Genomic DNA, 12,144 nt, shown 5'->3' with positions numbered 1-12,144 from the left:
GGTACCGCCGCAGCAAAGACTTTTGCGCGCTGCAAAAGAACGACTCCCCCGGATCTGGTTAACACTGTGTTAAAGCCAGATCCATCAAGGCGCTTTCGTTCGGCGCAGCTGCAATACGCACCTGGCTTACCTCAAATAGGGGCTCGGCCGACTGCCGCGAAAGGGCATAAACAGGCAACCTGGAAAAAATATGTTCGAGACCGTGCCTGCGAACCAGCGCCAGAAAAGCTTCGGCCGTGCGTTTGGAATAAATGAAGACACCATCAAAGGCATTCTGGCGAAGGCCGTCAACCACGGCAGAAGGCAGGCATTCCGCCGGCTCCATGCGGTAAAGCACGACGGTGCGACAGGAAATGCCCCCTGCGGCGAGAAGTCCCTCCAGATCCCCCGCCCGATCCTCGGCAGCAGGATAAAGGACGACCCCTGAGGGCAACCCGCTCCGATTATCGAGAATCAGCTGAGCCAGCGCAGCGATATCACCGCTGGCCGAAAGTACACTTGAAAAGCCCGCTTCCCGGCAGGCGAGTGCGGTTGCGTCGCCCACCGTGAAAACCGGCAAGCTCCGCAAGGCATCGATCCGGCCCTGCGCTAACAGGACGGCAACCGACCGCCGGCTGGAAAACGCCAGCGCCGACACGCCATCCAGCCCGAATTGTGCCGACCGCACCTCAACGGTTTTCAGAACGGGAGCTTCATCGGCAACATGCCCCAACGCCCGCAGTTTTTCAGCGGTCCGCCGGCAATCCGGCTGGGGGCGTGTCACCAGAAAGCGCATGACCGGGTCAGGCTCCTGCCAGAAAGTCCGGTCCCATCCGGGTTTTCAGATCTTCCCCGACAGACCGGCCGATCCGCGCGGCCTCTGCCGCAGGCCCACTGCCCGATGCCTCATGCGCGGCCGATCCGTCCGGCTTCAGCACAATCCCTCGGAAGTGCATCGTATCGCCTTCGAGCGTCGCCAGCCCGCCGATGGGCGTGCGGCAAGACCCGTCCAGAACAGCTAGGAAGGCGCGCTCCGCATCAAGGCGGATCTGCGTTGCCGCGTCGTGAATTGCCGCCAGCATTTCAAGGGTAGCCTTGTCGTCCGCCCGGCTTTCGATGCAGATCGCACCTTGGCCGACAGCCGGCAGAAACTGGTCGGTTTCCAGAAGGCTGGTGATTTCCGCTTCCAGGCCCAACCGGCGTAGACCGGCCGCCGCCAGAAGTGTTGCGTCCACCTCGCCCTCTGCCAGCTTGCGCAGGCGTGTCTGCAGGTTGCCGCGGTACATCACCACTTCGATATCCGGGCGCAGCCGCTTGATCATTGCCTGGCGCCGCAGCGAACTGGACCCGACGACGGCGCCCTGCGGCAGATCGGTCAGGGTCTTTGCCTTGGGCGACAGGAACGCATCGCGCACATCTTCCCGCGGCAGGAAGGCCGTCAAAGCCAGACCATCCGGCAGGACCGTCGGCATGTCCTTGGACGAATGAACGGCAAGATCGATCCGCCCGTCCAGAAGCGCTTCCTCGATTTCCTTCGTGAACAGCCCCTTGCCACCGACTTCCGACAGCGGCCTGTCCTGGATCCTGTCGCCGGAGGTCTTGATGACCACGATCTCGAACGCGTCTTCGGCCAGATCATGGGCCGCCATCAGCCGGTCGCGGGTTTCGTGGGCCTGTGCCAGCGCCAGCGCGCTGCCCCTTGTTCCGATACGCAAAGGATTTGATTGCAAGGTTTACCGTCCAGATGCTACGCCCGGCAGAAATGACGGGCACCGATTTATGTCTTTTCGGATGTCCTAACACAGGCCACCGCACTTAGACCAATGACCTCAGTCAAAACAGATGACAATGCGACCAATCTGACGGTCCTGGGCATTGAAACCAGCTGCGACGAAACCGCAGCAGCGGTGGTGTGCGGCCCTGCGCACAAGCAGATCCTCTCCAATACGATCCGTTCGCAGATCGACGAGCATACAGAATTCGGTGGCGTGGTGCCGGAAATTGCCGCCCGTGCCCACATCGAGATCCTCGACCGGATCGTTGCCGAAGCCATGAACGAGGCCGGTTGCGGCTGGGACGATATCGACGCGATTGCCGCAACTGCCGGTCCCGGCCTCATCGGCGGTGTCATCGTCGGCTTCATGACTGCCAAGGCGATCGCCATGGCAGCGGGCAAGCCGATCGTCGGCGTCAATCACCTGGAAGGCCACGCCCTGACCGCGCGCCTGACCGACGATCTCGAGTTCCCGTTCCTCTTGCTGCTCGTCTCCGGCGGCCACAGCCAGTTCCTGCTGGTGCGCGGCGTCGGGGACTATGAACGTCTCGGCACGACCATCGACGATGCCATTGGCGAAGCTTTCGACAAGACAGCCAAACTGCTGGGCCTGCCCTATCCCGGCGGCCCGCATGTTGAAAAAATGGCTGCCAAGGGCGACGTCACCCGCTTCCGCTTGCCGCGTCCGCTTCTGGATCGCCCGGGCCTCGACATGTCCTTCGCCGGACTGAAGACGGCCCTTCGCACCCAGGCGAAAAAGCTTGAACCTGTCGATGAACAGACGATTGCCGACCTCTGCGCGGCGTTTCAGCGATCTGTGTCCGACGTTTTGGCAGCCCGCACCCGTTCCGCACTCAATCTCTTCCGGACACGCCACCCGGGTGTCAAACCGGCAATCGTTGTGGCTGGTGGCGTCGCGGCGAACCAGGAAATCCGCAACAGTCTTCTGGCTGCGGCAGAAGAGGCAGATGCCCGTTTCATCGCGCCGCCCATGCGCCTTTGCACCGACAATGCAGCAATGATCGCCTGGGCCGGTATCGAGCGGCTTCGACTTGGCCCCGTGGACGACATGAGCCTGTCACCCAGGCCTCGCTGGCCGCTGGATTCAGCCAATGCCGGTGTGCTCGGCGCGGGTAAAAAGGGTGCCAAGGTCTAGGGTGTGGACCTGTAAATCATCACTCAATTTCCCACCGACCCTTTTGCGCGATCAAAGACCCTGTTAGGAAACTTCAGCCTTCCAACAAGGACTGTTCTGAGAAATGCGCGTCTACCACAAGGCCTATGTCTACCTGACCTGCGGCACGGACCTTCTGGTCTTCGACGAACCGGATACGCCTCATCTGGGCCTGCAGGTTCCGGGTGGCACCATCGATCCGGGCGAAAGCTTTCTGCATGGCGCCATGCGGGAATTTGCCGAGGAAACCGGCCTCGAACTGGACGTGGCCTTTGATCATTTTTCCAGTCAGGATATCCCGTTCGAAACGATCCCTCCCGTCGGACAGTACCGGCCCGCACCCAACCGTCCGCTGCTTGGCCGACACATCCGCCGCAACTACCATGTCCGCCTTGGTGCCCGGCCGAAGAGCGAGTGGGAGCATTACGAAATGCATCCCAGCAGCGGCGGCGAACCGATTCGCTATCGTTTCTTCTGGGTTGACCTCTTTGGCGAACGGGCAAGCGTTGAGGAAAACTTCTTCGCAGCCTTCGGCGCGCCCCTCGATGCCCTGCGCAAACGTGTGACACGCCTCGCCAACGCGGCATAAACAACAGTTCTTTCAAGGACCTGCCCGTGCTGATCTACCAAAAGGCCTATGTCTACCTGACCTGTGGAACAGAGCTTCTCGTGTTTGTGGAACCCGATTTCCCGAATGCCGGCCTCCAGGTTCCCGGAGGCACGGTCGACCCCGGCGAAAGCTATCTGCAGGCTGCCAGGAGAGAATTTGCCGAGGAGACCGGACTTTCGTTGGATATCGCGCTCGAATCGTTCGCCGACCAGGACCATATCTTCAAAGATGTTCCCCGTTGTCTCGACGGCTTGCATCGCCGGCGGCATTTTCATGGCCGAATTCGTGAAAAGCCCGCGACAGAATGGGAACATTTCGAAATGTCACCGAACGCAGGCGGTCCCCCGATAAGGTTCCGTCTGTTCTGGATTGACCTGTTCACCATGGATGCGCCGACCGAGGCCCGCTTTTTTGAAGGGTTTGGAGCGCAACTTGAAACATTACGGACGCGCGTGGAAAGGCAGAGCAATGGGCGCCATTAGGTCTATCGGCGTCGTTGGCGGCGGCGCCTGGGGCACGGCCCTGGCCCTGACCGCGGCCCGTGCCGGCCGGGAAGTGCGCCTTTGGGCGCGTGATCCCGGTACGGTCTCCGATATCAGGTCCCGTCGACAGAACCCGAGGTATCTGCCGGGAATCACCTTTGACGAGGAACTGGAAGCGACATCTTCGCTGGAAGAGGTTGCCGACGCCGATGCCATCTTGCTGGTGACACCCGCCCAGACAACCCGTGCGATGCTGGCTGCCCTGAAACAGACGGGCAAGGTGCGCGGCCCCGTCGTGCTGTGCGCCAAGGGCATCGAACAATCCTCCGGCAAGCTCTTGTCGAAGGTCATGAGCGAGGAACTGCCCGGCGTCGAACCCGGCGTCCTGTCCGGCCCGAGCTTTGCCGACGACGTCGCCAAGGGCCTGCCGACTGCCGTCACCGTTGCCGCCAATTCGGCCAAGACCGCGCTCAGCCTGTGCGAAGCGATGCAATCGCCCTGTTTCCGGCCCTATGCCTCGATCGACATTCTCGGTGCCCAGATCGGCGGCGCCCTCAAGAATGTGCTCGCGATCGCCTGCGGGGCCGTGGTTGGCCGCAAGCTCGGCGCCAGTGCCCAGGCGGCGCTGACCGCCCGCGGCTTTGCCGAACTGTCTCGCCTCGGCACCGCCATGGGCGCACAGGGTGAAACCCTGACAGGCCTTTCCGGTCTGGGAGACCTTGTGCTCACCTGTTCGTCCAGCCAGTCGCGCAACTTTTCCTTCGGGCTGCGGCTCGGCGAAGGCTTCATGGCTTCCGAACTGATTTCGGCAGGCGGCAAGCTCGCGGAAGGCGCCTATTCCGCCCGCGTCGCAGTCAAGCTGGCCCGCAAATACGATGTCGAAGTGCCGATCTGCGAGACCGTCGCCAGAATGATCGACGAGGACCTGACCATCGACGACGCCCTCAACACCCTGATGGCACGCCCGCTGAAATCGGAAACGGCAGGGCTTTAAGCCTCTCGCAAGGAAACCGGCCTTTGGCGTAGACGTATGCCGGCACCTGGTTCTCTTTCCGCTTGTGATAGGGGATTGGCATATGAGCGATATCCTCATCCCCTCGGCGTCACCCCGGACAAGCGAAGCGCAGATCCGGGGCCCACTCGCCGCGCCGCTTGCCGAAGCAGACAAGGTGCCCTGAAGAGGCACAACCCATTCCGGCTCTCTGGAAACGAGTAGCCCCGGGTCTCGCGTTGCTCGCCCGGGGTGACACTTGTGCTTGCTGCCTGTCTTTAGTCCAAAGTCAGTTGCCCTGCCACGAAGGGGAGAACAGCTCCCCCACTCCCTCATCCTGAGGAGCCGGGCAACGCCAGGCGTCTCGAAGGATGGGCCGCTTGCACAGGGTGTGATGCACCTCTCCTTTCTTTCCCCCATTGAGTTTCCCCCGCCCCGGCCCTAGGTTCGACGCAGATTCGACCAACCCGGGGAATTCTTCATGCTTTATGCCCTGATCTGCACCGACAAGCCCGGTGCCCTGCAGACGCGCCTCGACAACCGCGCCGCCCATCTCGACTTCCTGAAAGGCCTCGGCGACAGCCTCAAGGCAGCCGGCCCGTTCCTTGACGACGACGGCAACATGACCGGCTCGCTGGTGGTGATCGAAGCCTCCAACCGCGACGAGATCCTGGCGATCTCCCAGGAAGATCCCTACGCCCGTGCCGGTTTGTTCGAAAGCGTCGAGATCCGCCCCTGGAACTGGGCAATCAAGAACCCGGAGGCAAACTGAGTGCAGTACTGGCTGATCAAGTCCGAGCCCGACAAATGGTCATGGGAACAGCAGAAGGCCCGTGGCGACAAGGGTGAGCAGTGGGACGGTATCCGGAACTACCAGGCACGCAACAACATGCGGGCCATGGAAATCGGCGACAAGGCGTTCTTCTACCATTCCAACATCGGCAAGGAAGTCGTCGGCATCGTTGAGGTCTGCAGCGACATCCATCCGGACACCACCATCGATGATCCCCGCTGGGAATGCGTGGACTTCAAGGCCGTCCGTGACATGCCCAAGCCAGTGACCCTGGCCGACGTCAAGGCCGAACCGCGCCTTGCCAAGATGTCGCTGGTCACCTCCATGCGCCTGTCGGTTCAGCCGGTCACGGAAGAGGAATGGAAAATCGTCTGTGAAATGGGCGGCCTGAAAGAGCCTGCCTAACGTCCTCTCCTGAGAGATCCGCCCTGAATGGCCCTTATCAAGGATCCGGCAGCCTTCATCCGGAAGGAGACCAAGGTCAAACCTGTGCCGCATGCAGAGGAAATCCTTCTGCATGTGGCCGATGAGGCCATGGATCTGTGGCAAAAGACCGAAGACGAACTGGGCGAGCTTGGCCTGCCGCCGCCATTCTGGGCCTTTGCCTGGGCAGGTGGCCAGGGACTTGCCCGCTACGTGCTCGACACGCCGGAACTGGTCGCGGGAAAACGCGTTGTCGACTTTGCCTGCGGCTCCGGTCTGGTCGGCATAGCCGCCATGAAGGCCGGCGCAGCGTCCTGCCACGCGGTCGACATCGACCCCTACGCCCTGACCGCAACACGCCTCAACGCTGCGCTCAACGAGGTGGAGATCACCACCGAGACCGCGGACATCACCACCGGAGAACCGCCGCAAGCGGACCTTGTCTTCTGTGGTGACGTTTTCTACGACAAGCCCATGGCCGACAAGGTGCTGGCATTTCTCGACAGGTTGCTGGCGAACAACATCGAGGTCTATGTCGGCGATCCTGGCCGGTCCTATCTGCCCTCGTCACGCCTGATTGAAATGGCGGCCTACAGCGTTCCGGTGGTCGGTGCGCTGGAAGACAACGAGATCAAACGCACGCGCGTTTTCCGTTTGCAGGAAAAATCATCCGGAGAATGACCTGGAGGCGGATCAGCCTTGCAGACCATCGCCTTGCACATAACTTTTTCCGCAATCCCACTTCCTCTTTTTGCAGCTTGCGATAGGTTAGCCGTTCAAGCTTAAAGCGCTTTCCTGTTCCGATGTGTTTCTAGGAGTCCTTCATGCCCATCGTTAATCGCCTCGCGGATCTGGCCGACGAGATCACCGCCTGGCGCCGCGACATTCACGAAAATCCCGAAATTCTCTACGAAACGGTGCGGACTGCCGAGAAGGTGTCCGAGCTGCTGCAGAGCTTCGGTGTCGATGAAATCGCAACGGGCGTCGGCAAGACGGGCGTCGTCGGCGTGATCAAGGGCCGCAACGGCGGTGCCGGCAAGACCATCGGCCTGCGCGCCGACATGGACGCGCTGCCGATCGAGGAAATCACCGGCAAGGACTATGCCTCCAAGATCCCGGGCAAGATGCACGCCTGCGGCCATGACGGCCACACCGCCATGTTGCTGGGCGCTGCAAAGTATCTCGCCGAGACCCGCAACTTCGACGGCACGGTCGTCGTCATCTTCCAGCCGGCCGAAGAAGGTGGCGCAGGCGCGAAGGCGATGATCGACGATGGTCTTCTGACCCGCTGGCCTATCGAGGAAGTCTACGGCATGCACAACTTCCCGGGCATGCCGGTGGGCGAATTCGCCATCCGCAAGGGCCCGATCATGGCCGCGACCGACGAATTCCGCATCACCATCACCGGCCGGGGCGGCCATGCCGCCAAGCCGCATGAGACCATCGATCCGATCGTGATCGGCTCGCAACTGGTGTCCGCGCTGCAGACCATCGCCAGCCGCAATGCCAATCCGCTCGATTCGGTTGTTGTGTCGGTGACCGTTTTCCAGGGCGGCAACGCCTTCAACGTCATTCCGCAGGAAGTGCTGCTGCGCGGTACCGTGCGCACGCTGAGCCCGGAAATGCGGGATCTCGCCCAGGCACGGATGGAATCCATCGTCAGCTCTGTTGGCGATGCGTTCGGCGCAAAGGCAGTTCTGCAGTTCACGCGCGGGTATCCGGTCACGGCGAACCACGACGAGCAGACGGATTTCGCGGCAGCCGTCGCCGAAGGCATTGCCGGGGTCGGCAAGGTCAATCGCGAGATCGAGCCGATGATGGGCGGTGAGGATTTCTCCTACATGCTGGAAGAACGCCCGGGCGCGTTCATCTTCGCCGGCAACGGCGACAGCGCGGGCCTGCACCATCCGGCCTATGACTTCAACGACGACCTGATCCCTGTCGGCTGTTCCTACTGGGTGAAACTGGTCGAAACGGCCCTGCCCGCGGCGGCCTGACCGCCTGTGAAATCCTTCATCGCCATCCCGGTTCGCACGATGCCGACCCGGGATGACGGGCCGGGATGACGGCGGGAAGGTTTTGGATTAAGAGTGACGCCGGTTCCGACCGGCGTTTTCATTTGGATTTTCGAATATGGCTCTTTCCCCGTTCAAGCTTCCCTTTCTGGCAGCCTATGTCGTGGTCGGGGCCATTGTCGGTGTCCTGGTGATCCACCCGCTGAACCTTGTGGTGGTCTGGTGGGAACTGGCCCGTTTTTCGGAAACGGCTCCGAACCTCCTTGAATTTCTGACGGCGCGCCTGTGGCTGGTGCTGCTTCCCCGGCATCTGGATGTTGCGGTTGCCTATACCGGTCTCGGCGCAGTTGTCGGCCTCGCCTTCGGTATCTTCACCCGCAACTACATGCGAACGTCCGAAGCCTACCGGTCGCTGCGCGAAGAGCAGACCGCGCTCATTCCCGATCTTCTGAAACAGGGCGAAAACCGGCGCGTGGAGTTCAAGTCGTCGCTGCGCTGGGACCTGAAGGAAAACCGGACCAACCGGTCCCTGGAAAAGGTCATCGCCAAGACCCTTGCCGGCTTCTTCAATGCCGATGGCGGCCATCTTCTGATTGGTGTTGATGACAACGGCACACCGCTTGGTCTCGACAAGGACCTGGCAACGCTGAAAAGCCCGGACCTCGATTCGTTCGAGCGCACCGTCAACGACATCGTTTCCAAGACACTCGGCGGAGATCTCTGTCCTTACATCCACACGGTCTTTTCCAGGGTGGACGGCAAGGACGTGGCGATGGTCATCGTCAGCCCGGCACCCCGCGCCGTCTATCTGGAAGAAAACAAGGCCTCGGTCTTCTATCTGCGCAGCGGCAATTCCACCCGCGCACTGGATGTCCGCGAAGCGGTCAACTACGCCAACAAGAGATGGTCGTGACATGTCGGGCATCGCCGGCTTCTTCTTTCCCGATCAGCTGCACCTTGCTGCATCGCTGACACTGATCGTCACGAGTTTCTTCACCTCGGCCCTGACGGCGGCCGTCGGCCTTGGCGGCGGGGTCGCGCTGATCGCGATCATGGCAACCGTCATGCCCGCCAGTGCCCTGGTGCCGGTCCACGGTGTCGTTCAGCTCGGATCGAACGCCGGGCGTGCGCTTGTACAACTGAAACATGTCGACTGGCTGATTGCGCTTTGGTTCGCAGTCGGGGCGGCAATTGGCGCGGCCGTGGGCGGCGCCATCGCGGTGGAATTGCCGCCGGCGGTTCTGAAGGCGGGCATCGGCCTGTTCGTGCTGTGGGTCGTCTGGGGCAAGGCACCGCATTTCGGCAAGGCGCCGAAACGGGTCATGGCAGCAGCGGGTTTTGCCTCCACGTTCCTGTCCATGTTCTTCGGTGCGGCCGGCCCCATCGGTGGTGCCGTCTTGTCGACCCTCGGTCTGCCGCGCCACGGGTTCGTCGCCAACCAGGCAATCACCGCGCTGATCATGCACGTCTTCAAGATCATTGCGTTCGGCGCACTCGGCTTTGCCTTCGCACCCTGGCTGGGACTGATTGTCCTGATGATCGCCAGCGGCTTTCTCGGCACACTCGCCGGCAGCCGCCTGCTCGGCCGAATGGACGAGAAGAGCTTCAAGACCGGCTTCAGATGGGTGATGACCGCGCTGGCGCTGAACCTCCTGTTCCAGGCAGTGCGGGGCTGGCTCGGCTGATCCTTGCAGGAGCTGTCCTGATACCGGCTTCAATCCCGCTGCTCTCCGGGCCTTTCAGCTGTTCTTGACCTTTCCCCACGGCTTGCTTGAGTTCTTCGCAACTGGCTTCATCTTGAAAGACAACGGCCGACGCGCTAACCCATCGCCATCAGATTTCTCAAAATGCGGGATGGAACATCCATGGCTTCACAAAACCTTCTGCTTCTGCCGGGTGACGGCATTGGCCCGGAAATCATGCAGGAAGTGAAAAAGGTCATTGCCTGGTTCAATGAAAAGGGCGGCATGTCCTTTGAAACCGACGAAGGCCTGGTGGGTGGTTCCGCCTATGACGCGCATGGCCAGTCGATCTCCGAAGAAGACATGGCCAAGGCCATGGCTGCCGACGCGGTCATCTTCGGCGCCGTCGGCGGACCCAAGTGGGACGACGTTCCTTACGAAGTTCGCCCGGAAGCCGGCCTTTTGCGTCTGCGCAAGGACATGCAGCTGTTCGCCAACCTGCGCCCGGCCATCTGCTACCCGGCGCTTGCCGATGCATCCTCGCTGAAGAAGGACGTGATCGAAGGTCTCGACATCCTGATCGTGCGCGAGCTGACCGGCGGCGTCTACTTCGGCGAACCGAAGGAAATCATCGACCTCGGCAACGGCCAGAAACGCGGTATCGACACGCAAGTTTACGACACCTACGAAATCGAGCGCATTTCCGGCGTCGCCTTTGAGCTGGCACGCACGCGCGGCAACAAGGTCACGTCCATGGAAAAGCGGAACGTGATGAAGTCCGGCGTACTGTGGAACGAAGTCGTTACCCAGACGCACAAGAACGGCTACGAGGATGTTCAGCTGGAGCACATGCTGGCTGACGCCGGCGGCATGCAGCTTGTGCGCTGGCCCAAGCAGTTCGACGTCATCGTGACGGACAACCTCTTCGGCGACATGCTGTCCGACGTTGCCGCGATGCTGACCGGTTCGCTCGGCATGCTCCCGTCCGCATCGCTCGGCGCACCGGATGGCGTTACCGGCAAGCGCAAGGCGCTTTATGAGCCCGTCCACGGCTCGGCTCCGGACATTGCCGGCACAGGCGCTGCCAACCCGATCGCCATGATTGCCAGCTTCGGCATGGCGCTGCGTTACTCCTTCGAGGAAGTTGCAGCCGCCGACAAACTGGACAAGGCCATCGCCAACGCTCTCGACAAGGGCCTGCGGACGAAAGATATCGCAGCGCCTGGCCAGGCCACCGTTTCCACCGTGGAAATGGGCGACGCCATCATTGCCGAACTGGACGCCTTGAGCGCCTGATAGGCAATCGCCATTTGCAAGCAGAGCCGTCACCGGTTATCCCGGTGGCGGCTTTCCCTTTTCAAGATACCGCTGGTCCCATGATCGAAGACAAACTCGCCCCCTTTCTCGGCACCTGGATCCTCGACACGGAGGAAAGCGACTTCGAACAAGGCGAACCGCCACGCAGCGCCACGCTCAAGATCGACGAGAACTTCGGCGTTGCCGTGTTCACGATGAACCAGGTGGCCTCCGACGGTGAAGTCACCAACGACACTTTCGAGGCAATGCCGGACGGTCCGGAAGTGCGTCTTGGCAAAAGCGGCCTGGTCGACGCCATGCGTCTCGTGTTCCAGGGAGATCGCAACCTCATTTCGGAAGCCCGCCGCGGCGGGCTGACGATCATGAAAGCCGACCGGGAACTGTCCGACGACGGCAGAACGCTGACCGTAACGCAAACCGTCCACCTGGTCGACGTTGCAAGCTACACGAACGTATCCGTCTACCGGCGCGCGCAGTAGGAAACGGCCTGCCATGAAACAGATGATTGGAGCGATTGCCCTCATCGTGCCCGAGTATGACCAGGGTATCGACTTTTATGTCGGCAGGCTTGGCTTCGACCTGGTCGAAGACACTCACCTTGGCGACGGCAAGCGCTGGGTACTGGTCGCGCCCAAGGGCAGCTCCGAGACACATCTCCTGCTGGCGCAAGCCGACGGTGACGATCAGCACGCCGCCATCGGCAACCAGACCGGCGGCCGTGTGTTCCTGTTCCTGCACACCGACAACTTCGATCGCGATCATCAGGCGATGCTCACGGCCGGCGTCACCTTTCTGGAGACACCACGCCATGAGGCTTATGGCAAAGTAGCCGTCTTCCAGGACCCCTTCGGCAACAAGTGGGATCTGATCGAGCGTTTTGAAGGTTAAGCGTCCCGCGCAGCGA

15 protein-coding genes are annotated in these 12,144 nt (G+C 61.5%); 13 read left to right on the top strand and 2 right to left on the bottom strand.

Annotated features, from left to right (window positions below; all coding sequences use genetic code 11):
• Window positions 1-58: 58 nt before the first annotated feature.
• Together ACYQ6M_RS25695 and hemC are read right to left on the bottom strand one after the other, a co-directional pair.
• Entirely contained in the window at window positions 59-775 is a 717-nt protein-coding gene (locus ACYQ6M_RS25695; protein WP_460076346.1) for a uroporphyrinogen-III synthase, read from the bottom strand.
• Window positions 776-782: 7 nt separating this feature from the next.
• Window positions 783-1,709, bottom strand: a complete 927-nt coding sequence (gene hemC, locus ACYQ6M_RS25690) for a hydroxymethylbilane synthase (RefSeq protein ID WP_031270219.1) — start codon at window positions 1,707-1,709, stop codon at window positions 783-785.
• 93 nt (window positions 1,710-1,802) lie between these two features.
• Here hemC and tsaD point away from each other — a divergent pair, with 93 nt between their 5' ends.
• The 13 genes from tsaD (at window position 1,803) to ACYQ6M_RS25625 (ending at window position 12,128) form a co-directional block, all read left to right on the top strand.
• Window positions 1,803-2,909, top strand: coding sequence for a tRNA (adenosine(37)-N6)-threonylcarbamoyltransferase complex transferase subunit TsaD (gene tsaD / locus ACYQ6M_RS25685; RefSeq protein ID WP_460076345.1), 1,107 nt, complete (start codon window positions 1,803-1,805; stop codon window positions 2,907-2,909).
• Window positions 2,910-3,012: 103 nt separating this feature from the next.
• Window positions 3,013-3,516, top strand: coding sequence for an NUDIX hydrolase (locus ACYQ6M_RS25680; RefSeq protein WP_228871018.1), 504 nt, complete (start codon window positions 3,013-3,015; stop codon window positions 3,514-3,516).
• Window positions 3,517-3,542: 26 nt separating this feature from the next.
• A complete protein-coding gene (locus ACYQ6M_RS25675) occupies window positions 3,543-4,019 on the top strand; it encodes an NUDIX hydrolase (protein ID WP_055659702.1) in 477 nt (158 codons plus the stop codon).
• Entirely contained in the window at window positions 4,006-5,013 is a 1,008-nt protein-coding gene (locus ACYQ6M_RS25670) for an NAD(P)H-dependent glycerol-3-phosphate dehydrogenase (protein WP_023002899.1), read from the top strand. The genes ACYQ6M_RS25675 and ACYQ6M_RS25670 overlap by 14 nt, the downstream gene beginning before the upstream one ends.
• Window positions 5,014-5,491: 478 nt before the next feature.
• Window positions 5,492-5,782: a YciI-like protein gene (locus ACYQ6M_RS25665; RefSeq protein ID WP_055659704.1), complete on the top strand. Its 291-nt coding sequence runs from the start codon at window positions 5,492-5,494 to the stop codon at window positions 5,780-5,782.
• Complete coding sequence (locus tag ACYQ6M_RS25660) at window positions 5,783-6,208, top strand: EVE domain-containing protein (RefSeq protein WP_023002897.1); 426 nt, start codon at window positions 5,783-5,785, stop codon at window positions 6,206-6,208.
• 27 nt (window positions 6,209-6,235) lie between these two features.
• Window positions 6,236-6,907 (top strand): class I SAM-dependent methyltransferase, encoded by a 672-nt coding sequence (locus ACYQ6M_RS25655; RefSeq protein WP_168691970.1) that lies wholly within the window; start codon window positions 6,236-6,238, stop codon window positions 6,905-6,907.
• A 143-nt stretch (window positions 6,908-7,050) separates the two neighbouring features.
• Window positions 7,051-8,223, top strand: coding sequence for a M20 aminoacylase family protein (locus ACYQ6M_RS25650; protein ID WP_055659708.1), 1,173 nt, complete (start codon window positions 7,051-7,053; stop codon window positions 8,221-8,223).
• Between the two features lie 136 nt (window positions 8,224-8,359).
• On the top strand, window positions 8,360-9,154 hold the full coding sequence (locus ACYQ6M_RS25645; protein WP_023002894.1) for an AlbA family DNA-binding domain-containing protein: 795 nt from the start codon (window positions 8,360-8,362) through the stop codon (window positions 9,152-9,154).
• A gap of 1 nt (window position 9,155) precedes the next feature.
• Entirely contained in the window at window positions 9,156-9,926 is a 771-nt protein-coding gene (locus tag ACYQ6M_RS25640; protein WP_152505352.1) for a sulfite exporter TauE/SafE family protein, read from the top strand.
• Window positions 9,927-10,106: 180 nt separating this feature from the next.
• A complete protein-coding gene (gene leuB, locus ACYQ6M_RS25635) occupies window positions 10,107-11,219 on the top strand; it encodes a 3-isopropylmalate dehydrogenase (RefSeq protein WP_062486691.1) in 1,113 nt (370 codons plus the stop codon).
• An 80-nt stretch (window positions 11,220-11,299) separates the two neighbouring features.
• The gene (locus ACYQ6M_RS25630; RefSeq protein WP_023002891.1) at window positions 11,300-11,719 is read left to right on the top strand and encodes a hypothetical protein; all 420 of its coding nucleotides are present in this window, start codon (window positions 11,300-11,302) and stop codon (window positions 11,717-11,719) included.
• Between the two features lie 13 nt (window positions 11,720-11,732).
• On the top strand, window positions 11,733-12,128 hold the full coding sequence (locus ACYQ6M_RS25625) for a VOC family protein (protein ID WP_460076341.1): 396 nt from the start codon (window positions 11,733-11,735) through the stop codon (window positions 12,126-12,128).
• Window positions 12,129-12,144: the final 16 nt, after the last annotated feature.

Source organism: Roseibium sp. ROS1 (assembly GCF_054658215.1).
Note: the sequence above shows the minus strand (reverse complement) of the source record. Positions and strands in the feature narration are given on the sequence as shown.

Bases quoted from the DNA above. Each gene is read 5' to 3' on its own strand.
- leuB (WP_062486691.1), top strand. From the start codon at position 10,107: ATGGCTTCACAAAACCTTCTGCTTCTGCCGGGTGACGGCATTGGCCCG.
- tsaD (WP_460076345.1), top strand. From the start codon at position 1,803: ATGACCTCAGTCAAAACAGATGACAATGCGACCAATCTGACGGTCCTG.
- ACYQ6M_RS25630 (WP_023002891.1), top strand. From the start codon at position 11,300: ATGATCGAAGACAAACTCGCCCCCTTTCTCGGCACCTGGATCCTCGAC.
- ACYQ6M_RS25655 (WP_168691970.1), top strand. From the start codon at position 6,236: ATGGCCCTTATCAAGGATCCGGCAGCCTTCATCCGGAAGGAGACCAAG.
- ACYQ6M_RS25665 (WP_055659704.1), top strand. From the start codon at position 5,492: ATGCTTTATGCCCTGATCTGCACCGACAAGCCCGGTGCCCTGCAGACG.
- ACYQ6M_RS25695 (WP_460076346.1), bottom strand. From the start codon at position 775: ATGCGCTTTCTGGTGACACGCCCCCAGCCGGATTGCCGGCGGACCGCT.
- ACYQ6M_RS25670 (WP_023002899.1), top strand. From the start codon at position 4,006: ATGGGCGCCATTAGGTCTATCGGCGTCGTTGGCGGCGGCGCCTGGGGC.
- ACYQ6M_RS25645 (WP_023002894.1), top strand. From the start codon at position 8,360: ATGGCTCTTTCCCCGTTCAAGCTTCCCTTTCTGGCAGCCTATGTCGTG.
- ACYQ6M_RS25650 (WP_055659708.1), top strand. From the start codon at position 7,051: ATGCCCATCGTTAATCGCCTCGCGGATCTGGCCGACGAGATCACCGCC.
- ACYQ6M_RS25625 (WP_460076341.1), top strand. From the start codon at position 11,733: ATGAAACAGATGATTGGAGCGATTGCCCTCATCGTGCCCGAGTATGAC.
- ACYQ6M_RS25680 (WP_228871018.1), top strand. From the start codon at position 3,013: ATGCGCGTCTACCACAAGGCCTATGTCTACCTGACCTGCGGCACGGAC.
- ACYQ6M_RS25640 (WP_152505352.1), top strand. From the start codon at position 9,156: ATGTCGGGCATCGCCGGCTTCTTCTTTCCCGATCAGCTGCACCTTGCT.